Source organism: Marinospirillum sp. (genome assembly GCF_014859565.1).
The window spans coordinates 14,364-36,133 of sequence record NZ_JACUUA010000018.1 but is presented as its reverse complement, the minus strand read 5'-3'; the positions used below and the strand labels follow the sequence as shown (position 1 = coordinate 36,133).

Here is a 21,770-nt window from a genome sequence, read left to right as displayed (position 1 = left end):
AACAAAGAACCAAATGTAGGCTTCACGCATCACCAAGGCTGAGTAAAGAATCAGCGTAGGAAAGAGAGCAAGCACCCAACCTGCCTTGATGGCAGTGCGTACACCCCATATCTCCTTGGCTAATAGGGTGCCCAACACAACCGTACCCATACCAAACAGCAAGCTGACTGATTGAGCCATTAACAAGCTGCGATCAGTTGCTGCGTACAAAACAGAGAGTATCCAGCTGATAAAGTAACTGTCAGGGCCTGCAAACTGCTGAATGGCTTCTGCAACACCTCCCTGTGCCCACTCCCAAGCAACAATCTCAAACGTACGCGCATCGGCAGTGCTGTCTGGCAGGGGTGCGATATAGGCATTAAAAATAGATGCGACAGCACGAATCAGAAAAGCACTAAACAGAATAACTGAAAGAAATGACCAGCGCTGAGCGCATAGTAAAGTTAGTGCAGCAACAAGTGCCAAACCCAGTAGACCTAGAAACTCAGACATTACAAATCATTCCACACGAGATGGTAGGATTTAACCATTTTGACTAGAAAAAATTTTTTTGCACGCGATTTACTGCGGATTCAGTTCTTCTAGACCAAACATCGGAAATATAAAACAAAAGATATGTGTAACAAATTTAAACCTATTTAGAATCTCTGAAAATATCAGCCCATTCACGCATCCGCGAATCCCAAGAAAATACAGTAACATCAAACTCTGGCAGCACAATGGAGTCAATAAAGTTAATTATTTCAAAAGCAGCCAACTTTGGCTCAGAAAAATCAACCAAAAGGCCACAACCATATCTCTCAACTTCATCACTATAACCAACAAGGTCATTTTGAGTAATCACAGGCTTTTTATGAGAAATATAATCATACAGTTTTAACGGGCTGCCAGGACTAACACGTACATCTTTTACTGGCAGTATACAAGCATCAGCAGCACAAATAATCTTTGCACACCCAACATCATCTAGCGGAGTTATATTTTTTATAATCTTGTCAGGATCTAATTCAACAGGTACTTTACCACCGGCGCAAACAATTTTAACATTTGAACAAATTCTATTTAATTCACGCTGCAATTCAACCAAATAATCCACCCCATGCCAGTAGCTAGCAGAGCCAGTAAAAGCAATATAGTTTACATTATCGGAAAACCCAAACTGTTTACGGCAAGAATACTTCTCATACTCCACCAAATCGTCTACAGAAAATCCATTATAAACAAAATAATTACCAGTCTTCCATCCATACTTAGATTCATACCACGCCTTAAGTAGTGGGTGATTGAAGATTCTTTTATCACTATTCTTATCAAGAAAGTGTGATAGGTGTGAAGCAACATAGATAGCCAATTTAACCAATTTAGGCTTATCAAGATACTGCAACTCATCTTTTGGATCAGAATGTATTTCGCGTACTGATTTAATTCTCAAGACCTTACACAACACAAGACTAAAAAACCCGGCATAACCCCTACTTACAAAAACATCAGGCCTTTTTTTTAAAATAAAATAAAAAGCCTTAAAATCTAAAAGCACGACATTAAAACCTTTATTAAACCTGCTATTGGCGCTTAAACAATCAAGTTGCTCGACGCATTTTGATAAAGCTCTTAATTTTTGGCGAGTTGCACGATCTTTACCTGAATACCTAGAAAGATCAAAGTCACACAGATAAAGAACTCTCATTACCTCTCATCCTTCTTTAAACTTAAAACCAACAACAACTGCTCTAGCGTTTGAACTAACTTAAGAAAAAACAAAACAAAAAAAGATACTAATGATTCAAAAAAACTGACCCTACCGATCCTGTATGCTCTTATAGCGCGCGAAGGATTTACAAAGAAGCCTTTAGCCAATATATCTAGTATTGACAGCCTATTTACACGCAAAAGGCCAGCAGCAACTCTTCTTTTCTTCTTGATTAAATCTTTAATACTGTCACGAGCAGGGTGGTAAACAATAGCATCTTTAGCATAAACAACTTTTATACCCATTGCCTCTGCTCTACCAGCCCATTCATTATCACCACCTGACATTAAATTAGAGTCAAAAAGGCCAACGATATCAAAGTTTTTTTTCCATGTAATCATGTTTGCAGTTATTGCCCCACCATAAGAAGCTGTAAGCTCTTGATCAAATGAAAAAGCTTTCTCATAAATCTCAGAAATACTGTGCCTTTTGGATTTAAAAAAAAGCTCAACACGCCCAGCAAGTCTTTCTGCACCTTCTTCTAAATGTTTAACTGAGTTTATAATCCAGTCTTTATCAGGTATACAATCGGAGTCAGTAAAAGCAACAATCTCACCTCTTGCTATGGCTAGACCAGCGTTTCTAGCGGCATAAGAACCTGGACTGCTTTCTGAGATAAGTTGAAAGTTTTCAGTAAGGTTTAGCTCAGATGCTGCATCATCAGGATCATTATTTACTATGATCACTTCAAATGTCTCTGCTGGATAAGTTTGACTTTTAAGTGCTTCAATACAAAGCGCCAATCTATCCCAATCGTGATACGTTGGAATAATTACTGAAACCATTTTTTTATTTGCCACACTTGACCTCGTAATCATTTTTTAAACGTGCAGCTTGATACAAACGTGCCATCGCCGTGTTTTTATCGACCACCCCTTTTGTTAAAGGATACGCCGCATCCTCACAGGTATATTCAAACTGCCTATTTAACCAGGTCTGTGCGCGTTCTTTATCATTACACAAAACTTCCATCGCGAAAGCGATTTCAATGCCCGACACATTATAAAAATAGCCAAACTCTGAATTCACAAGCTCAGATTGAAAATCAGATGATTCAACCACATCAGTGATTTTGGCGATTAAGTCTGATGACCAAATTGCTTCACTAGGAAAAATATCCTTTAGCATGGCATAAGCATATAAATTAAAACCATGATAACCAACAGACTTAGAATACAAATCAGCCAACCGGCGTTTTAAAACTAATCGACCTTTAACTTGACCCGCAAAACGACGTAAACCCAATGACAAATAATCAAACACCGACCCCATCGGCGAACCATGAAAAACTACGCCGTTAGGATACAGCATGACTTTACTTGCGACTTTTCTTAAAAAAGATAACGCTTGCTCTTGCGCAACAGGTGTTTTATCCAATTGAGCCGCAACAGCAGCAAACCAAAGCTGGTGATTAAAGGTACCATCGAATGACAATTCAGCACCATCAATTTCAACGCGGTGCCAAATACCAATTTTTTCATTGAACTTATGCAACAAAAAAACCTCTTCGGCCAGTTTATAACAATCTGGCCTGTCAAACACCTTAGCTGCTTTAATTAAAGCCTCCATTACCCAAGCCTGGCCGACTAAACCGTTACAGTGATCCTTACCTTCCTTATCACGGCAATAAAACGTTGCACTCGCCGGACGCGCCTCTACACTAAACAAATAATCGATTGCACGCACCGCTGCAGACTTAATCAATTCACTTGGCTCACGCGCATAAATACTTGCAAGTAAAAACAAAGCATGAGCGGTATTTCGTGTGGGTTTTTCAGGATCAATATAAGGGCCGTTATGACCTGCTGGAAAAGCGCCTATACTGGATTGTGATGTCAGATAAGAACCCGCAAAACCATGTAGGATTTCTTCAAGTTTTGACACTTTTTGATCCTCTTATTTTATCTAAAACCTTAACAACCCTTAATGTTGATTGATCATCACTATAACCATGCACCATATTTTTTAAAATATCTCTCTTATCTGAATACTCATCTTTTCCAGTGGCAACACTCTTCAATTCTGAGATAAAACAATTGAGACTTGTTACTACAGGGCCCGGGAGGTATTTAAAATAATCATATAGAAAACCATTATCACTTGAGAAATCATCAAAGTCATAGGGCACAAAAATAATTGGGCGATTTAATAACAAATAATCATGATATAAGGCTGAATAGTCGCAAATCAATGCATTTACAAAGGGAAGCAAAGCATTAACATCTGGGAACAAATCATGTCTAGAAATTTTGATATATGCAGAAGATAAATCTAAATAATTTAAAAAATTATTTAGATTCTTATATTGTAAGTCACCAGCATGTGGTCGCATCAGAAGTAAGATTTTGTTTTCTTCAAGAAATCCTATTAGTCTTTTGACTTCAAAATCTTTAAACGGAAAAAACTCAACCGGATCGCGCCCGTGTCGCCACGTTGGCGCATATAGAATCACATGTCTATAATCAATATCAGAAGTAAAATCCTTAAAATAAATCCTGTCTCTAGCTTCAGGGTCAAACAATTTATCATTTCGTGGGTAGCCAGTAACAATATGTTTTTCTCTTCCGACCCGCAAACACTCTTCTTGTATATCAGAAATAAACTCCGAAGTAGAAATTACATATTGAACAAGTTTCGACTCTCTATTCCTTTCCAGCTCCTCTAATCGTGTTATTTTATGCCCTAGCCGAGCAAAACGTACACGTTTAGGTGAACGACCATGCCTTAGAGAAATTAGCATCATTCTATCTGGGATAGAAAATGGATCAATCGAAATATCTCTTAGACTATTTGTAAACAAAGCGAGCGGCGCTGATAGAACATAGAACAAACCTTTCAAGCTAAAAGTATAAGCAACAGGGAGTCCTCTTTCCTTCAAGGTACTAAAAACTTCCCGGCTTGCAGTCATCCAAACAGGGGCTAAATCAGGCCTATTTTCCAATAGCCACTCATAAACGTATTTACTATTGTCACCATAAAAACGCCCATTCATAGAGCCAAATAAAATACGTTTATCGTTAAGTGGAACTAGGCATGATAATATATTCACAATAGCTAGTGATGTTTTTTTAACAATCTTCAACCTGTAAAGTCGAAGCAATAACTTATAACCAATATAGCCAAATTTATACATTTAATATCCTTCTGTAAATAATATCAGAAACTTCAACAACCTTCATATCAATCGAAATCTCAACTATACAAACGTGCTTAGCAATCGATGACCATTCTTCAAGAGCCAATAAATATGCCTCCTGTCTAGCTTTCACCGACTCTAAGTTTTTATATTGTCCGTTTGAACGCATATTGCAAACTTCACTAGAGGGATTTAGCATAAATATAAAATCGATCGTATTAAATTTACGCTTATATAACCAACACAATGCTTTTAGCAGGGATAAATCAAGATCAAAAAACTTTGCTTTTTTATTAAGAAGGCGCTCATTTTTTAATACCAATCTATCAATAGGATGGCGGTCATATATCTGCAATACACCATCCTTTTTAATAAACTTATTAGCATTTTCTAAAAACTCCATTGGATAATACATAAAAAAGCGGGGAATAAAAGATGGGAAAAATGGAATTTTTCTTGTAGCCTTCCACAGCCAAAGAAAAAAACTTGTCAATTTATAATTAAAATTTCGTTTTCCTCCATAAATAACAATAGAGTTATTTATTTTCTTGGAAAGCTCTAAACACACACTTGTTTTACCTGACCCATCTGGTCCAACAATAGCTACTTGCATATTTCATCCATACGTTCAACAATCTCATCGAAATCATTTTCAACTGGATTTTTCGGCACAACCGCTTTAAAACACATTGATGTACAAAATGCTTTATCCAGAGAAACTTTATCGTTATTTAGAAGCTGAAAAAATTCTTTTTTCCATGAAGCATGTGAATTTAACAACAAATCTCTAGCTGCACATAGTTTTAGTAAATCTGTGTCCCATTCATAATTATTTATTGAGTCAATTGCCATCAAAACTGAACTAACTTCTTGTGGTTGAATGCTTGGCTCTTCTACACTCTCACGATATAAAATGAAAGTAAAATTCAAATTAGCCCTGCTAGCAACAACTATATCAGGTAGAAGTTTTTGGACATGAAAGTGTCTTGCTTTTACTTTAAACACTCTATACAGAACTTTTCTTAACAGATTAGCGCCACTAAACCTCCATTCAACAAGACTTATAGCCTTGGTCAATCGATATTTTACTCTTATTATTAATGTCATGAAATCTGGAAAGTAATGATAATTACTGTCTTTTAGTACAACATACCTCGGGTAAGAATATATGCTTCCTCTACTAGAAACCCATACTCGGTCATCAGCAAGATATTCATAACCTGATTTTAGAAGCTTAATTGTTAGTGCTGTCTTCCCCATACCCTTCCATGCTGGTATGAGTACTCCTTTTCCATTTTTAGACACAGCAGCAGCATGAACTAGAGAGATATCAAAGCGACCCAACCTAAACCTCATAATTGAGTCAATAATCATGCTTGCCTGCATTTTTGGGAAATTCTCTGAAAACTGAATTTTACTTATTTTACTAAGTGAATCGCCCCCATCCATATAAACAAATTCATCCCCAATAAACCAAAAAAACTCTCCACAATCAGTAATCTTATAGCTAACATTCTTGTCTTTAACAACCTTGCAAAATGTTTTATTTAGTGTAAACGAGCTGTCACATATTATCTTAAAGTCCACACATAATTTAAAATCTACAGAGGACTTGAAGTATTCATACTGAAATACCAGATAGTTATAGAGACAACCTTTACCTTGTAATGAAAAATTAAAAAAATTAAAAAAATTAAAAAAATTAAAAATCATAGCGCCTCGCCATTTTTATTTAAAATTTTTATATTTGAGCGAAGAACTATAAGTTTAAAACAATACAAAATTGCACGGCTAAAGTTAAAGTTAAAAAACTCCTTTAATGATGCTTTCATGTATGCAGTGGAAAGCTGATTCGCAATATATGGTTTATACTCATCACGGGCCTCCAGAAACAATCCTTCGTACATTGTTATTCTTAATCGATTTATTTTAAACCAATCCCTGCGTACAAAGTTTAACGACCTTGCCATTTTACTAGGCTTATAACGTAATCCAGGGTTAAAAGTTATTCCTCCTGGGTTTTTCCTATGAACAGCCATTGACTTGTCGTTTATGTAATAGATTCGGCCATTCATTCTCAGGTAGTGTAGTGAAAGTATATGTCCCCCCGCCAAAACTTTACCCCAATGTGGAATATTATTCATTATCGATGTTTTTGCAAATAAGCTTACCATTGCTATATACCGTTTTACACTAATGAATTCATTGAACTCAGGATCAATTAAAGGTTCACAAAAAAATCTCTCTTCACTCTCAACTCCTTCAAATTTCACCTCAATTCTATGTGCGCAAGCCGAATATTCAGGATTAAATTCCATAAAATCATATTGTTTCTGAAGCTTTTTTTTATACGTCCAGTAATCATCGCCCTCACATACTGCAATATATTGCCCTTTTGCACGTGGATAGTTAAAAGTTGGACTGATTAACGCGCCCTTTGAATACTGGTTCTCCACCTGGTAAATCGGCTTGATCAGTTTTGGGTATTTCGCTTCATACTCTCGAATGATATCTGCAGTACGATCGGTCGACGCATCATCATGGATCAGGATTTCGAATGGAAAATCGGTTTCTTGAATCAGGAATCCTTCAAGTGCGTCTTCGATATAGGGTTCGTGGTTGTAGGTGATACAGCAAATGCTCACTACTGGCTTATCTGGATTACCTTTCCAGGTAGCCATGATTTCATCTTCACTTCTTAGGTTTCTCATGCTTGCCCTAAATTATTTTAACTTTATTATTAAGAACGGTTATCTGGAAAAACTCTTACTTTATTGAGCCGTTTTCTTACTTTACTCCACAACATCAGCAGTCCTTCTGCACGTATAATCATGCTTGCTAACACATATATTCCAGTACCAACCATTCCGCTAAATAACAGTGTGGCGGCAGGGTGTATTTGCAGGATCTCCGCTACCCAAAATGCTGACAAGCCCGCCAGAATAGCTGCAGCTATGGGCTTTGTAACATCTGTTACTTGTTCACGTAGTGAATATTCTACAAGCTTTGCTGAAAAGTAAGTATTAGGTACCAGTGCAAGGAATGTGGCGAGCACCTGAGAAACCACGATACCTATTACACCGTAAGGTATTGCTAAAAATAGCAGGGTGAGGTTAACACTTTTTTTGAGTAAGCCAACTTTAAGTACCAAATCAGCGCGGCCTTTAACTTTTAGCAGATTCAAGTTCAGTGCATGAAGGGGGTATAACATACCTACAACACAGAGTAATTGCAGATAAGGTACAGCACTCTGCCATCTAGCATCAAAAGCCAGGCCGATCAGTGTTGGTGACAAGCCTGCCAGTAGCATCATGATGGGGGCAATCAGGAACATCATCAGTTGCATGATTTGTCGATATTTGTATTTGAGCGTAGGGTTATCATCCTGTAGCGTGGAAAGTGCAGGAAAGGTTGCTTGCTGAACAGCACCGGTTAACTGCTTTGAAATCAGATTGCTAACCTTTTTGGCAAAATAATAAAGACCTGTCAGCTCGGCACTAAAAAATCGACCAATCACGAGAATGTAGGAATTCTGATAAAGCACCGAAAGAATCCCCTCAGCCAATAGGTTCCGGCCAAAGGCGAATAGTCGCGTGAAAGATTCTGTTGAAAACTGCCAACTTGGCCTCCAGCTACTACCGACCCAAAGAATAAAAGCTGAAACTGCCGCCTGACTGAGCATCTGCACCACCAGACTCCACACCCCCCAACCATGGTAAGCTGCCGTCACAGCGAGCACACCAGACACCAAGGTTGCAAGAGTGTTGGCTTTCATCTGAGTTTTAAAGTCCATTTTGCGGCTGAGCACGGCGGTTTGTACAACCCTGGCCGCATTGATAAAAACTACCAACCCCATTATCTGAACCAGCGCAGCCAACTCGGGTTGATTATAAAATGCTGCAATATAAGGGGCACTGGCGAAAATTGCAGCATACGCCACTAGGCTAAGCCCCAGATTACTGTAGAACACCGTGCTCAGATCCGCACCTGATACCTCTTTACTGCGTATCAATGCTGCTCCCAACCCAGAGTTGATGAACGCATTCGCCAGTTCAAACACCACCATTGCCATAGCCACCAGACCAAAGGCTTCGGGTGCCAGCAGACGCGCGAGGAACAGCATGAAGATGGTACTGGCGCCACGTGTGAGGAACATACTGGCCAGGTTCCACAAGACTCCAACACCGATTTTGCGGTTCATCGACTTCATTCAGCGTAGCACCGCATCAGGTTTTGTTCTCCCAAGGGAATTCTTCAAACGGCGAATCCACACCCAGAAAATTTACGAATTTCTGGTACGCGCCTTTTGCGGCAATATTAATCACCAGCAAATCATCCGGACGGTCTTTAAAGTAATCAATAACTTCCTGATTATATTGCTTGTAGTGGGTAACCATAATCTCTTTATTGTAGGGGTCATTGTCAGGTGTGCCGTGCACCCGAACAACGTTGTACATAAAGCCCGGCTGCACATAGGTTGCGCTTTTCAGGTCTTCAGCAGACGGTATTCTTCCATCCTTACCAAATTTCTTGGCGTGAAAGCGGGTGATCGACCGGTACCACTGCTCTTCATCATCACGGATTGTGAGTATAAACTTGCTGCCAGGGTAGGCTTTATCCAGATTCTTATAGGTTTCCGGGTAGCTGAATGGTACATCCTGAAAGACCTGGGCAGTTTTGCAGTAATCAATGATGGGCTGGAAGTTTCCTTCAAAGTAATGCTCGCTGGTGAGAATCTCTGCGTTGCGCTGGTTTCCTATCGGATAGCCTAAATCTTCAAAAGCACGCTTCAGCGAGGTCGTCCCTGTCTTGTTTCGGCCTATACAGAAATACTTAACTTTGCCAGAGGCTTTACGCTGGTTACGCAGCTCTGTTGCCTTCTGGCGAACACGATTTTTAATTTTTCCTAACACGATTTTGCTTATTCCTTGCCCGTTGTGACTGCTTCATAAACCCGCTCTGCATCTGCCTGCGAATACTCCTCTAACCGCCAACGATTGGTATTGGCGAAACTCGTCTCCCCAGTATATTTCGGCACCTGATCAGCACTTACCCCACCCTGATCTATCATCCGGCAGGAGATTTCATTGTAGTAGTATTCTGGCCGCTGACAGAAGTCTTCGTACTGAACAACCAGTTTCTTGTGGTTTGGCAATTCGGCAATGCCGCGCTCTACTGAATTGTTAATGGCAGCAATCTGGCCAGCAACGGATTCCAGCGGGCTCAGATCTTTGAGATGGGGGTATTCTTTAATCTTGAAAGAATACCAGGTGTTTATATCGCCGTACTGACGTTTTCGAGCTTCCAGTGCTGACTGAATATTGAAGATCGGGTCGCGCCGAACCCAGATAAACAGGGGCTTATCGAACTGTTCTGCCAGCTCTGGAATGTTCTGGTTCATGATCATGGCTTTCATAGCGAAGGGTTTTTCGAAAATATTCGCCAGTGCATTCAGTTCATCCCGTAAACCTGCCAGGTTGGCTTTTTGTTTTAGTTCGTCCGCTGGCATGTAATCCAGTTCATCGAAGGGCAAGAAGCGTCGCCAAAAATACCAAAATTCATTCGGGGCCAATGCACCTTTGGTTTTACCGTTATCGGAGCTGAAGCTGATGTCCGAGTTGAAGTCGAGAATTTCGTTACGAAAGTTGTAACGTGGGTCCGTCAATAATTGCTGAATTTTTGCACCTACCAGAGGCGCTCCAAAGAAACGAGACAGCAGATTGGTTGGGTAGGCGACAAGGCCGGTGTTGGCAAGCCACTGAGTAAACAGTGTAGTTCCAGAGCGGAGTGGGCCTACTATAAAAATTTTTGAATATTGCTCTATTCTATTGTCAAGATATTTTTCATTGGCTGTAGCAAGATTTTCATTTAACTCTGCTAACAGTATTTCCAAATCTGATACACGTGAAAAATTCTTTACCCTTGACTCTAGCTCAGCCATGTAAATTCTCACTTCAATAAATTATTTACATCAAAACCACATTTATAGCTAAGACAACTCATAGCGACCCAATAAATATCTTACCTCTTCCGGAGAACAGTTCATCAGCATATCAATAATTGATAAATTGGGAACAAACATGTTAACACCCTGCGAGTATTCCATCGGTAACGTGTCAACAAACTTCAAATCAATCCCTTTCTCGGCAAAATCTTGCTTAGCATACAGTTTACGGCCTCCCGGTGTATTAAGGTAACAATCAGCTTCGAGCTGATGACACAGCGCAATCAGACGATCACGGGCAGAGACAGAGCGGTCGTAGTCAAGTTCACTGGTTTTCTTGAACTGTTTTTCTATACCAAGATAGGAAAAAAGGTCCTCAAAACTTTTTTGGCATACTGTTGCGATTGATCGATCTTTAAGTTCCATAACCCCCTGAATTACTGGAAAGACATCGTTAAAATAAGGCGCTTTGGTGTAACTATGGTCAATAGTTTTCAGTACCTTGGCTACATCATTCGAAAACTCAAGGTCAGAAAACTTTTTATTTAATGATGCGCCTGGTACGGAAACAGTAAACCTAATAACACCATTAGGCGATAAAATATTGTTTCTATTAACAAAGCCTCTTTTTATATAAGCCACATCGTCATAGATCAGAAAAAGATCAGCAGCATAAATCAGCTGAAAATAGCCGATGTAAGGGAATAGGTATGGCTGCATTATTGCTAGCTTCATGCCTCCAGCTCCGCCGTAATAAAATTAATAATCTTTTGTTGGTCGGCCTGGGAAAGCTGATCAAAAATTGGCAGGCAGAGTATCCGGCTGGCAATGTCTTTCGATATAGGCTGATCTGCCTCTGCTCCCAAAGATTCCACGGATTCCAATGATGGATAGAAATACCGCCTTGCCAGTACGCCGTTTTCCTTTAGCATGGCCGCTACTTGCACAGCCTTTTCTTCGCTTTCGAACACCACCGGGAAGTAAGCGTAGTTATAATCCAGTTTTTCTGGCTTGACTTGCAGTTGCAAGACCTGACTTAGGGACTGTTCGTAGCGGTGCCATACCTCGGAACGAGCCTTTAAGTTAGCTTCCATTTCATCCAATACAGACAACCCCATCGCGGCTTGTAGTTCATTCAACTTGGCATTGATACCCAGACACTCAATCGTTTCTGGTCCAGTAATGCCAAAGTTGATCATTTTCTTCGCCCGCTCCAGATCTTCTTTGCGCTTGAAGATAATCGCTCCGCCTTCTACGGTGTGAAAAAGCTTGGTGGCGTGGAAGCTGAGGGTGGCGGCATCGCCGTGTTTAAGCAGGCTTTCGCCTTTATACTTCACACCGAAGGCGTGGGAGGCATCGTAGATGACTTTTAATTTGTGCTTTTGGGCAATAGCGTCGATGGTTTCTACTTCACAGGCGTTGCCAAAAACATGCACCGGTAGGATAGCCCGAGTATTCGGGCTAATGGCGGCTTCAATATTGGCTGGGTCTAAACACCAGGTATCTGGGTCGATATCAGCAAAAACAGGCTGCACGCCTTCCCACTTCAGTGAGCTAGCGGTGGCAATAAAAGTAAAAGGTGTTGTTATGGCTTCAGCGGGGGCTTGTTTGACTGGCTCGGTGATACCTAAAACCTTATAGGCAATTTGCAGTGCCAGGGTGCCATTAGTGACTAATAGCAAGTTTTCCACACCCAAATAGTCTTCTAGGCGTTGGGTAAGCTCTTGTACTAGCGGCCCGTTGTTGGTCAGCCAATTGCGCTCGTAAATGCCATCGATGTATTGATCAAGCTTTTCTCTGCTGGGCAGGTAAGGTCTGGTGACCGGAATAATCGGCTGGCTCATGCTTCTTTCACCAGGCCCAGCAGGTATTGGCCATAACCATTTTTGCTTAATGCCTTGCCCTGCTGCTCCAGCGCCCCATTGCTGAGCCAGCCATTGCGCCAGGCGATTTCTTCCAGACAGGCAATCTTGTAACCCTGGCGTTTTTCAATGGTTTCAACAAACTGGGCCGCTTCCAGCAGGCTTTCATGAGTGCCGGTATCCAGCCAGGCAAACCCTCTACCTAACAGCTCCACGTTCAGATCACCGCGCTGAAGGTAGGCTTGGTTGACGCTGGTGATTTCCAGCTCACCGCGATGAGAAGGTTGTACCTGCTTGGCAATTTCCACCACATCGTTATCATAGAAATAGAGTCCGGTTACGGCGTAGTGAGATTTAGGGTGTTCGGGTTTTTCTTCAATGGAGATCGCTTTGTTGTTGTCATCAAAGGCGACGACGCCAAAGCGTTCCGGGTCTTTGACTTGATATCCAAATACGGTAGCACCGGAAGTGCGGGCAGCTGCTTGTTTCAACTTGGGTGAAAAACCCTGACCATAAAAAATATTGTCACCCAGCACCAGGCAAACACTGTCCTTGCCAATGAAGTCTTCACCGATGATGAATGCCTGAGCCAGTCCATCTGGACTAGGCTGCTGCGCATAACTGAGCTGTATACCGAAGTTGCTGCCATCACCCAGCAGCTTTTCAAAGTTGGGGCGATCTTCCGGTGTAGAGATGATCAGAATGTCACGAATACCCGCCAGCATCAGCACAGACAGCGGATAATAGATCATCGGCTTGTCATAAATCGGCAGCAACTGCTTTGACACACCCTTGGTGATGGGATACAAACGGGTGCCGGAACCACCGGCGAGGATAATGCCTTTCATGTATTACACCTTGAATATTGTGTGTGCCTAAACACCCATTTCCGTCTGTAAGCGTTGCTTGAAGTGGGAAGCCCATTCGCTGGCAGCCGTGACGTTATCGGGGTTGATCTGTTCCAGAATGGCAAAGGAGTGATCACCCTTGCTGTAGCTGCCCTTACGGGTCGACTGGGCTGCTTGCTTCAAGCCGTGATAGACTTGCTGCTTACTCACTTTTTCAAGCCCTTGGCTAACACTGGGTAACTTATCTGCTTTGAAACCGGCACCATAATAGGCTTGCAAAGCCGGAATATCGGCCAGAAACCAGTTTTCCATGCACTCGACCATCAGGTGACAGGATTCAGGTGTGGCTTGGGCGGGCATTGTCCAGCTATCCCCTTCACGCGACTGCACGTGCAACCAGGCATTGAACTCGTGCGCCTTGACTACGGGTGCCTCACTGTCGACCAGCAAGAGTGCGTTTTTACCTTGTGCGACGGCAGTACAAAATTGCTCGTAAGCATTGCGTCTGCTGCCGCAGGCTACCAGTTTTGGCATTTTGCCTTTAAAACCCATTTTTTCGATGAATTTGTTGAACGCTTTGCGGCAACGTGCCTTCAACTGGGGAGCATCACCACCCCCCTCTATATATAGGGTTACCATCGTGTGCCTCCCAGCTCGCCACTTGTCCATAATTGCCCCAGGCGATATTTCTGCAGCCAGGGCTGTAATTCTTCCTTATTCAGTCGATTTATTCGGGTACCGTTTTCGATATCACGTTCACATACCAGAATACTTTCAGGCTGACTTGTCATGGCATCAACCAGCACATCCGAATGGGTTGTTACTATCAACTGGGTTCTTTCTGAGGCTTCAATCAGCAGGTCTGCAATCACCGGCAGTATGTCAGGGTGCAAGCCCAGTTCAGGCTCTTCAATGCAGATAAGCGGTTGCGGCTGGGGATGGCAGAGTATTGCCAGCAAGCACAGGTAGCGCAGCGTTCCATCTGACAGCCGGGTTGCCGGTATCATGTTGCGCCCTTCCTGGAAGAATACCTGCACTGTGCCGCCTTCTATCTGAACATCGAAGTCGTCTATGCCTTCGTAGAGGTTGCTTAACGCTTCCAGGAGTTTCTGTTTGGCTGCCGGATCACGTCGCAGTCTGTTCAACACCAGGCCGAGGTTGCTGGCATCCGGCAGCAAGTGTTCGTTGGGCAAGTCCGCTTTTTGCGGGATACGTGGCTTGGTAAACCGGCCAAAACTCCACTCTCGATACAGCCCGATTTTACCTAGTGCTTTGCCCAGATAGGTAATTTCCGGGTATTGTTCGGGGTCTTTGCGCTGGGCCAGAATGGAGCGGTTGAACTCGATGTCTTCACGCCGTAGCTCGCGGTTATTACCCTTTACATTGAGCGTTGGCCGTCCTTGATTAAAATGGTAGTAAAAATAGGGGTTGGCGTGTCCTTCTGTCGGGGTTTCGTTTTCAACACGTTCATCTTCTATAGTGAAGCGCTGGTATTCTTCGATAAATTCCAGGCTGTAACGCAGTGGCTGCGGACCGTTCGGGTTATCGAGCACTGCGTCAAGGCGTGCACGGGCTTGCTTACCTTGTAGCCCTCCCTTCCACAACCAGTCACGTATGCCGCCTCCATCACTTAAAAAAGTACTGAAATCAGTAGGTGCAGCACGCAACAAGTCTATGGCTTCAATAAAATTTGATTTGCCGGAGCCATTCGGGCCGATCAGTATATTCAGGTTACCCAGCTCAACGGCTTTAGATTCTGTGCCAAAGCTGAGCAAGCCGTTGAGGTGTAAGGCTTTCAGAAACATGGCTAATCCTGTTTTGTTGTTAGATCAGTGCGCCTAAACGCTCACGCTTGTAGGTGCCATCCTGTACACGCCGACACCATTCCAGGTTGTCAAGATACCAGCTCACGGTTTTTCGTATTCCCGATTCAAAGGTTTCTTGCGGTTGCCAACCCAGTTCACGCTGGATTTTGCTGGCATCAATAGCGTAGCGACGGTCATGTCCGGGGCGGTCTTGTACGTGCGTGATCAGATCTCGGTATTGGGTTGCAGCCGGGGCCAGTTCCTGCAGGATATCGCAAATGGTGTGTACCACGTCGATGTTCTGCTTTTCGTTATGGCCGCCGATGTTATAGGTTTCACCAATCTTACCTTCTGTCACAACCTTGTAGAGTGCGCGGGCATGATCCTCTACATAGAGCCAGTCACGAATCTGATCGCCTTTACCATAAACCGGCAGCGTTTTACCTTCCAAAGCATTGAGGATCATCAAGGGCACTAGCTTTTCTGGAAAGTGGTAAGGCCCGTAGTTGTTAGAGCAGTTGGTAACAAGGGTTGGCAAGCCATAGGTTCTGCGCCAGGCACGTACCAGATGGTCTGAACTGGCTTTACTGGCGGAGTAAGGGCTGCTGGGGGTGTAGGCCGTGGTTTCTGTAAACAGCTTTTGAGTGGCCTCTTCATTTTCATCGGGATGAGGCAGGTCGCCGTAGACTTCATCAGTAGAAATATGATGAAAGCGAAAAGTTTGTTGTCGAGTGTCATCCAAGCCTTGCCAGTAATTGCGGGCGACTTCTAATAGGGTATAGGTGCCGACGATGTTGGTTTCAATAAAAGCAGCGGGGCCATCTATCGAGCGATCGACATGGCTTTCAGCCGCCAGGTGCATGATGGCATCCGGCTGGTGTTCGGCAAAAACACGTTCCAGTTCAGCACGGTTGCAGATATCAACTTGCACAAAGGCATAGCGATCTGAGTCACTCACCTGGCTGAGGTTTTCCAGGTTGCCTGCGTAAGTCAGTTTATCAACATTCACTACGCTATCTTGGGTGCTGTGGATGATGTGGCGGATAACAGCAGAACCAATAAAACCTGCGCCGCCAGTGATGAGGAGTTTCATAATTTAATTACCTTATAGCTTTAATAATTATTTCTACTAAAGCTTCGGGTGATTGTTCGTTGGTATTAACGATCACTTCCGGTTTTTCTGGTTTCTCGTAAACACTATCCACACCGGTGAAATCCTTGATTTCACCCTTTCTGGCTTTTTTGTACAGGCCTTTCGGATCCCGCTCCTCACAGACCTCCAGCGGAGCATCCACATGCACTTCAATAAACTCGCCTTCAGCAAACAAGGCACGTGCTGCATCCCGGTCTTTCCGGAAAGGTGAAATGAAAGCAGTGATCACCAGCAATCCTGCCTCAGTCATTAACCTGGCAACCTCAGCCACTCGGCGGATATTTTCCGAACGATCAGCATCCGTCATGCCCAGATCCTTACACAGGCCGTGGCGCACATTATCACCATCCAGCAGCATGGTGTGGTAGCCCTGCTTGTAGAGGGCTTGTTCCAGGGCATTGGCGAGGGTGGACTTGCCTGAACCGGACAGGCCGGTCAGCCAGATGCAACGGGGTATTTGGCTCTTTTGGGTGGCTCTCAGGGCTGGAGTAATGGTGGTGTGATTCCAGACCACTTCCGACTTGCTATCGTGCTGCTTGAACTCATAAGGCCCGGTATCTGCCTTGCGCACAATCATACCAGCGGCAAGCGTCGCATTACTCAGCCGGTCAATCACAATAAAGCCACCTGTGGCGGGGCGTGTATCGTAACTGTCAATCACCACCGGCGCGGTAACCTCGATCCGGCACAGACCGATGGCATTCAACGGCAGATGGTCAGCAGAGTGTTGCTGCAGGGTGTTCACATCAATCTGGTGGTGAATCTCCGTAACATAACTACTGACCGTCTGGGTGCCCACCTTGAACTCATACTGTTTGCCCACTTGCAGTGGTTGCTCACTCATCCACACCAGATGCGCATCCAGTACCTGGCCGGTATCCACCAGACTGTCCGGTTGAGTAATCAGATCCCCGCGGGAAATATCAATTTCTTCATTCAGTGTCAGTGTCAGCGCCTGGCCCGGCCAGGCCTGCTGCAACTCGCCATCCCAGGTCACCAGCTGTTTAATGGTGGCCGTTTTGCCCGATGGCAACACCTTGACGGCATCTCCGACGGTCAACACGCCGGACGCCAGGGTGCCGCAATAGCCACGAAAATCCAAGTTCGGACGATTGACATACTGCACCGGAAAACGCAGATCCTGCAGATTGATGTCTTTGGTGATTTCAAGGTTATCCAGCAACTGCATCAGTGTTGGTCCCTGATACCAGGGCATCTGTTCACTGGCATTCACCACGTTGTCGCCTTTCAGGGCAGACATGGGGATGAACTGGATATCCAGTTGTGAGCGATTGTTCAACTGCTCGGCAAAATGCAGGTAGTCCGCCTGAATGCTGTTGAACGTCTCCTGACTGAAACCCATCAGATCCATCTTGTTCACAGCAATCACTAGATGGCGGATGCCCAGCAGTGAACAGATAAAGCTGTGGCGGCGAGTCTGTGTCTGCACACCATAACGGGCATCAATCAGAATCACCGCCAACTGAGCGGTAGACGCACCAGTGGCCATGTTGCGGGTGTACTGCTCATGACCGGGGGTATCGGCAATGATGTATTTGCGGTGATCCGTGGAGAAATAACGGTAAGCCACATCAATGGTGATGCCCTGCTCCCGCTCGGACTGCAAACCATCCACCAGCAGTGCCAGATCCACCTCTTCACCACTGGTGTTGTGTTTTTTACTGTCGCGCTGGATGGCTGCCAGCTGATCTTCATAAATCAGTTTGGTGTCATGCAACAGACGCCCGATCAGGGTGGATTTGCCATCATCAACACTGCCACAGGTAATGAAACGTAACAGGGTTTTGTTTTCATGCTGCTTCAGGTAATCGTGAATATTTTCAGCGATGAGTTCTGATTGGTGTGACATTTAAAAATACCCTTCGCGTTTTTTCTTTTCCATGGAACCCGCTTGGTCATGGTCGATAGCACGGCCTGAACGCTCGGAGGTTTTGGTCAGCAGCATTTCCTGGATGATGTCTTCCAGCGTGGTTGCTTTGGATTCCACAGCACCGGTCAGCGGGTAGCAGCCCAGGGTTCTGAAGCGAACCCATTTTTCCTGCAGTACCTCACCTTCCTGCAATTGCAGGCGGTCATCATCCTTCATGATCAACATGCCATCCCGCTCAAGCACAGGGCGGGGCGCAGAATAATACAGCGGCACGATCTTGATGTTTTCCAGCCAGATGTATTGCCAGATATCCAGTTCCGTCCAGTTGGACAGGGGGAAGGCACGAATGGATTCACCCTTGTTGTGCTTGCTGTTGTAAATGTTCCAGAGTTCAGGGCGCTGATTTTTCGGATCCCAGCGGTGGTACTTGTCGCGGAAGGAAAAAATGCGCTCCTTGGCGCGGGATTTTTCCTCATCACGCCGGGCACCACCAAAAGCGGCATCAAACTTATAATGGTTGAGTGCCTGCTTGAGGGCTTCCGTTTTCATGATGTCGGTATATTTGCCACCATGATCAAAGGGATTCATTCCGGCAGCCACCCCTTCCTGATTGGTATGCACCAGCAGATCCATGCCTGCCTCTGCAGCCATCTGGTCCCGGAAGCTGATCATCTCCCGGAACTTCCAGGTGGTGTCGATGTGCATCAATGGAAAAGGCGGACTGGCCGGGTAAAAAGCTTTACGAGCCAGATGCAGCATCACCGAAGAGTCTTTACCAATGGAATAAAGCATCACAGGATTCTCGAACTCGGCCACCACCTCACGAATGATGTGAATGGACTCGGCTTCGAGCTGTTTCAGATGGGTTTGCCGTGCGGCATCAGGAATTGCTTGGTTTTGAGTAGTCATAAAAGGTTGGAACACACCATGAATGTAAGCTTAATGATTAATACTTGAAAGAATGACCGTTTCGGCATTTTCCAGGCTGCTGCGCATCGGTATTGAAGTATAAGGCCCTTGCATCAAACAACGAAACACCGCTGAATGCGAGATCACCAGATGATGTGCTTCTTCTTTCATGATTTGATGAAAAAAGGGTTCAATGCGTAATGCCAGTGCTTTTGATGACTCCACACTGTCATCACCTTCCAGAGCCTGCCGGTTAGCAGTTGTTTTTGGCATGCCTTCGAAGTTGCCAAAATCTCGCTCCATGAGCGCATCAACAACTTGAACTTCCGAGCCAATCCCCAGTGCTTTTTTTGCTATTTCAGCCGTTTTCCTGGCTCGCTCCAGTGGGCTGCAGTAAATACCACTGAATTGCACATCAATTATTTTTTCAAGCTGTCTTTCCAGCTCCACAATACCAGTCAGCGTCAAACCCTCGTCTTTGCGACCAACCCACAGATTAGCCGCATTACCTGGTGTCTGTGCATGACGCATGAAATATATGGCCATTAAAAAACCAGTGCATGGTGAATCGGGTGATCTGGATATTTTTCATTCAACCATTGATGCAGCACTTCAGAAAAACTGACACTGGCTTCCCTGAGCTCTCGGTAGACAGGGTTGCCCATCCGCTCTTCTTTAACTACCTGCTCCAGGGCTTCCCGAATGGCTGAATCGCTGATCCGATTCAGAAAACCCTCGTAATGATCCAGTAAAACCTGTGTCTGATCACAGCCAGCTCCAAGCGCTGTTATGCGGGACAGCGCATTCAGATCAAACAAATGCTCTGCCTGATTGATCTTCTGTTCTCTTGTCAACTGGTTCATCTCAGCCACAACAATTACACCACCAAAATAAAGCAGCTTGCGTGAAAAACGCAGCTTGATATTACGCAATCCCCAAGACTTGCCACTTTCAGCAGTCTTGAATTCAAAGTCTGTTGTGATGGTTCGGTAATAACGGATCAGATCATTAAGGAAGAATCGCGGCAATTGCTCATCCGATGCATCTGGCTTGATGTATTTCTCCAACAAGGCTCTACGATACTCCTTAAATCGAGTCTTACCATAAAGCCAGGTTCCCTCCAGAAGAAACAGCATGCGCCTTGTCAGGCTTTCATTGGTATCCTGCTGCCCGCCGATATTTGTCTGCATATCACTGAAACGAACAACAGCATCCTGACCGAAGGTTTTACTGTCGCCTTCTTCTTTTTTAATCTCTGCAGAGACAATACCACCAATTTTTTGGATTTCTTCACGGATGGCTTCACTCGGATCAAGATCCCTGTCGAAAATAATGAACCAGTCCAGATCAGATTCTTCGGATGCCTCACCACGACCGTAAGAGCCAGTTGTCACCACTGTGATATGGTTTTTGTACTGACTGAAACTCAAAGCCTTGTCAAAGGCATTGCGCAGTACTTCAATCTTGTTCTGACTGAACACCCGTGAATTTTCAATTGTTGCATGAACCATCCCTGTTCTCCTTAAACAATCATGCAAACCTGTTGCAGAGGCTTGCAATCATTCTGACTTTCAATCGGCAACTGTTTTTGTGTTTTATCAGACCTGAAGCGCTCAAAAACATCGTTGGAATTCACGACATAGTAGACCCTATCAACAATATCAACTGCCTCTTTAAAAATAGGATGCTGTTTTGTTTTAAAAGATTTCAGATTATCAAAAAGTGAACTGAATTTTTTCTTCCATCGAACTTCATCATCAAAAAGACTTTGTTCATCAAGTACCACACCAGATTCAACAGAAAAATAATACTGGCTGTACTGATCTGCAAGCGCACCATCACGATTATTAATGATATTTTTATATACAAGCCCTTTTAAGCTCCAGAACTCATCAAGAACATCAAAACGCTTTTTTTCTGATTGAATAAATGAGGCATAAGCCACATCCAGCGGCTTCAATTGAATCGCTACTTTCGGGTGATAAGCAAGAGTGCGCAAAATACCGTCAATGGTGTCAATATTGATTGGACTACTGAAAAGATCACCACCCTCATCCTGAGGAACCTGACCGGCTATAAGCTGATCAATGAAATCAACATCCAGCTCAGCCTGCAGTATTTTGCTCAGGCTTTTACCAACACTTGGCTCACCCTTCAAGAGCATTTGCCCCATTTCATGGTGGCCAAAGCCAAAGTGCTGCTTTAGATAAGGCTCAACACTGTGAGACAGGGGTGGATGACCGATATCATGCAGAAGTCCGGCCACAACCAGATGTTTGGTCAACTCCTGACTATAACCACGATGCTCCGCCACAAAACAGGCCAGAGCAGCCACCCGTACTGAATGCTCAGCTCTTGAGCGAGGCACTTTTTTCAGATGACTTTCATAACAAGGCAAATAATCAATGGCACCCAGAAAAGAAATGTTTTTCAGTCGCCGGAATGCATCAGACTCCATCACAGACCGATAAA

At 44.0% G+C, this 21,770-nt stretch carries 22 protein-coding genes; all 22 read right to left on the bottom strand.

Annotation, left to right across the window (positions count from 1 at the left end; genetic code table 11):
• On the bottom strand, positions 1–492 hold a 492-nt coding region (locus IBX50_RS04585), incomplete at its 3' end, for a hypothetical protein (RefSeq protein WP_292253773.1).
• A gap of 142 nt (positions 493–634) precedes the next feature.
• Positions 635–1,687, bottom strand: a complete 1,053-nt coding sequence (locus tag IBX50_RS04580) for a glycosyltransferase (RefSeq protein ID WP_292253771.1) — start codon at positions 1,685–1,687, stop codon at positions 635–637.
• Positions 1,687–2,550, bottom strand: coding sequence for a glycosyltransferase (locus IBX50_RS04575; RefSeq protein WP_292253769.1), 864 nt, complete (start codon positions 2,548–2,550; stop codon positions 1,687–1,689). The genes IBX50_RS04580 and IBX50_RS04575 overlap by 1 nt, the downstream gene beginning before the upstream one ends.
• Entirely contained in the window at positions 2,540–3,634 is a 1,095-nt protein-coding gene (locus IBX50_RS04570; protein WP_292253767.1) for a hypothetical protein, read from the bottom strand. The genes IBX50_RS04575 and IBX50_RS04570 overlap by 11 nt, the downstream gene beginning before the upstream one ends.
• Positions 3,621–4,883 (bottom strand): CDP-glycerol glycerophosphotransferase family protein, encoded by a 1,263-nt coding sequence (locus IBX50_RS04565; protein WP_292253765.1) that lies wholly within the window; start codon positions 4,881–4,883, stop codon positions 3,621–3,623. The genes IBX50_RS04570 and IBX50_RS04565 overlap by 14 nt, the downstream gene beginning before the upstream one ends.
• Positions 4,876–5,499, bottom strand: coding sequence for a hypothetical protein (locus tag IBX50_RS04560; RefSeq protein WP_292253763.1), 624 nt, complete (start codon positions 5,497–5,499; stop codon positions 4,876–4,878). The genes IBX50_RS04565 and IBX50_RS04560 overlap by 8 nt, the downstream gene beginning before the upstream one ends.
• Positions 5,490–6,599 (bottom strand): hypothetical protein, encoded by a 1,110-nt coding sequence (locus tag IBX50_RS04555; protein WP_292253760.1) that lies wholly within the window; start codon positions 6,597–6,599, stop codon positions 5,490–5,492. The genes IBX50_RS04560 and IBX50_RS04555 overlap by 10 nt, the downstream gene beginning before the upstream one ends.
• Positions 6,596–7,567 carry a glycosyltransferase family 2 protein gene (locus IBX50_RS04550; RefSeq protein WP_292253758.1) on the bottom strand — a complete coding sequence of 324 codons (972 nt, stop codon included), beginning with the start codon at positions 7,565–7,567 and terminating at the stop codon, positions 6,596–6,598. Before IBX50_RS04550 ends, IBX50_RS04555 begins: the two co-directional genes overlap by 4 nt.
• A 59-nt stretch (positions 7,568–7,626) precedes the next feature.
• Complete coding sequence (locus tag IBX50_RS04545; RefSeq protein WP_292253755.1) at positions 7,627–9,096, bottom strand: lipopolysaccharide biosynthesis protein; 1,470 nt, start codon at positions 9,094–9,096, stop codon at positions 7,627–7,629.
• A gap of 16 nt (positions 9,097–9,112) precedes the next feature.
• Positions 9,113–9,799 carry a sulfotransferase gene (locus IBX50_RS04540; RefSeq protein ID WP_292253752.1) on the bottom strand — a complete coding sequence of 229 codons (687 nt, stop codon included), beginning with the start codon at positions 9,797–9,799 and terminating at the stop codon, positions 9,113–9,115.
• A gap of 8 nt (positions 9,800–9,807) precedes the next feature.
• Positions 9,808–10,827, bottom strand: a complete 1,020-nt coding sequence (locus IBX50_RS04535) for a sulfotransferase (protein WP_292253750.1) — start codon at positions 10,825–10,827, stop codon at positions 9,808–9,810.
• Between the two features lie 48 nt (positions 10,828–10,875).
• Entirely contained in the window at positions 10,876–11,565 is a 690-nt protein-coding gene (locus IBX50_RS04530) for a WbqC family protein (RefSeq protein WP_292253747.1), read from the bottom strand.
• Entirely contained in the window at positions 11,562–12,674 is a 1,113-nt protein-coding gene (locus IBX50_RS04525; RefSeq protein ID WP_292253744.1) for a DegT/DnrJ/EryC1/StrS aminotransferase family protein, read from the bottom strand. The genes IBX50_RS04530 and IBX50_RS04525 overlap by 4 nt, the downstream gene beginning before the upstream one ends.
• Positions 12,671–13,540, bottom strand: a complete 870-nt coding sequence (rfbA, locus tag IBX50_RS04520) for a glucose-1-phosphate thymidylyltransferase RfbA (RefSeq protein WP_292253741.1) — start codon at positions 13,538–13,540, stop codon at positions 12,671–12,673. The genes IBX50_RS04525 and rfbA overlap by 4 nt, the downstream gene beginning before the upstream one ends.
• Positions 13,541–13,567: 27 nt before the next feature.
• Entirely contained in the window at positions 13,568–14,179 is a 612-nt protein-coding gene (locus IBX50_RS04515) for a DUF4276 family protein (RefSeq protein ID WP_292253738.1), read from the bottom strand.
• Positions 14,173–15,345: an AAA family ATPase gene (locus IBX50_RS04510; protein ID WP_292253735.1), complete on the bottom strand. Its 1,173-nt coding sequence runs from the start codon at positions 15,343–15,345 to the stop codon at positions 14,173–14,175. The genes IBX50_RS04515 and IBX50_RS04510 overlap by 7 nt, the downstream gene beginning before the upstream one ends.
• 19 nt (positions 15,346–15,364) lie before the next feature.
• Positions 15,365–16,438 carry a dTDP-glucose 4,6-dehydratase gene (gene rfbB, locus IBX50_RS04505; protein WP_292253733.1) on the bottom strand — a complete coding sequence of 358 codons (1,074 nt, stop codon included), beginning with the start codon at positions 16,436–16,438 and terminating at the stop codon, positions 15,365–15,367.
• Between the two features lie 7 nt (positions 16,439–16,445).
• Positions 16,446–18,368, bottom strand: coding sequence for a sulfate adenylyltransferase subunit CysN (cysN, locus tag IBX50_RS04500; protein ID WP_292253731.1), 1,923 nt, complete (start codon positions 18,366–18,368; stop codon positions 16,446–16,448).
• The gene (gene cysD, locus IBX50_RS04495) at positions 18,369–19,298 is read right to left on the bottom strand and encodes a sulfate adenylyltransferase subunit CysD (RefSeq protein WP_292253727.1); all 930 of its coding nucleotides are present in this window, start codon (positions 19,296–19,298) and stop codon (positions 18,369–18,371) included.
• Between the two features lie 30 nt (positions 19,299–19,328).
• Positions 19,329–19,844 carry a histidine phosphatase family protein gene (locus tag IBX50_RS04490; protein ID WP_292253724.1) on the bottom strand — a complete coding sequence of 172 codons (516 nt, stop codon included), beginning with the start codon at positions 19,842–19,844 and terminating at the stop codon, positions 19,329–19,331.
• Positions 19,844–20,809: a nucleotidyltransferase domain-containing protein gene (locus tag IBX50_RS04485; protein ID WP_292253722.1), complete on the bottom strand. Its 966-nt coding sequence runs from the start codon at positions 20,807–20,809 to the stop codon at positions 19,844–19,846. The genes IBX50_RS04490 and IBX50_RS04485 overlap by 1 nt, the downstream gene beginning before the upstream one ends.
• Before the next feature lie 11 nt (positions 20,810–20,820).
• Complete coding sequence (locus IBX50_RS04480; protein ID WP_292253776.1) at positions 20,821–21,756, bottom strand: HD domain-containing protein; 936 nt, start codon at positions 21,754–21,756, stop codon at positions 20,821–20,823.
• Positions 21,757–21,770: the final 14 nt, after the last annotated feature.

Coding starts and splice junctions, on each gene's coding strand:
- IBX50_RS04580 (WP_292253771.1), bottom strand. CDS start 1,687: ATGAGAGTTCTTTATCTGTGTGACTTTGATCTTTCTAGGTATTCAGGT.
- IBX50_RS04565 (WP_292253765.1), bottom strand. CDS start 4,883: ATGTATAAATTTGGCTATATTGGTTATAAGTTATTGCTTCGACTTTAC.
- IBX50_RS04560 (WP_292253763.1), bottom strand. CDS start 5,499: ATGCAAGTAGCTATTGTTGGACCAGATGGGTCAGGTAAAACAAGTGTG.
- IBX50_RS04555 (WP_292253760.1), bottom strand. CDS start 6,599: ATGATTTTTAATTTTTTTAATTTTTTTAATTTTTTTAATTTTTCATTA.
- IBX50_RS04550 (WP_292253758.1), bottom strand. CDS start 7,567: ATGGCTACCTGGAAAGGTAATCCAGATAAGCCAGTAGTGAGCATTTGC.
- IBX50_RS04545 (WP_292253755.1), bottom strand. CDS start 9,096: ATGAAGTCGATGAACCGCAAAATCGGTGTTGGAGTCTTGTGGAACCTG.
- IBX50_RS04535 (WP_292253750.1), bottom strand. CDS start 10,827: ATGGCTGAGCTAGAGTCAAGGGTAAAGAATTTTTCACGTGTATCAGAT.
- IBX50_RS04530 (WP_292253747.1), bottom strand. CDS start 11,565: ATGAAGCTAGCAATAATGCAGCCATACCTATTCCCTTACATCGGCTAT.
- IBX50_RS04525 (WP_292253744.1), bottom strand. CDS start 12,674: ATGAGCCAGCCGATTATTCCGGTCACCAGACCTTACCTGCCCAGCAGA.
- rfbA (WP_292253741.1), bottom strand. CDS start 13,540: ATGAAAGGCATTATCCTCGCCGGTGGTTCCGGCACCCGTTTGTATCCC.
- IBX50_RS04515 (WP_292253738.1), bottom strand. CDS start 14,179: ATGGTAACCCTATATATAGAGGGGGGTGGTGATGCTCCCCAGTTGAAG.
- IBX50_RS04510 (WP_292253735.1), bottom strand. CDS start 15,345: ATGTTTCTGAAAGCCTTACACCTCAACGGCTTGCTCAGCTTTGGCACA.
- rfbB (WP_292253733.1), bottom strand. CDS start 16,438: ATGAAACTCCTCATCACTGGCGGCGCAGGTTTTATTGGTTCTGCTGTT.
- cysN (WP_292253731.1), bottom strand. CDS start 18,368: ATGTCACACCAATCAGAACTCATCGCTGAAAATATTCACGATTACCTG.
- cysD (WP_292253727.1), bottom strand. CDS start 19,298: ATGACTACTCAAAACCAAGCAATTCCTGATGCCGCACGGCAAACCCAT.
- IBX50_RS04490 (WP_292253724.1), bottom strand. CDS start 19,844: ATGGCCATATATTTCATGCGTCATGCACAGACACCAGGTAATGCGGCT.
- IBX50_RS04485 (WP_292253722.1), bottom strand. CDS start 20,809: ATGGTTCATGCAACAATTGAAAATTCACGGGTGTTCAGTCAGAACAAG.
- IBX50_RS04480 (WP_292253776.1), bottom strand. CDS start 21,756: ATGGAGTCTGATGCATTCCGGCGACTGAAAAACATTTCTTTTCTGGGT.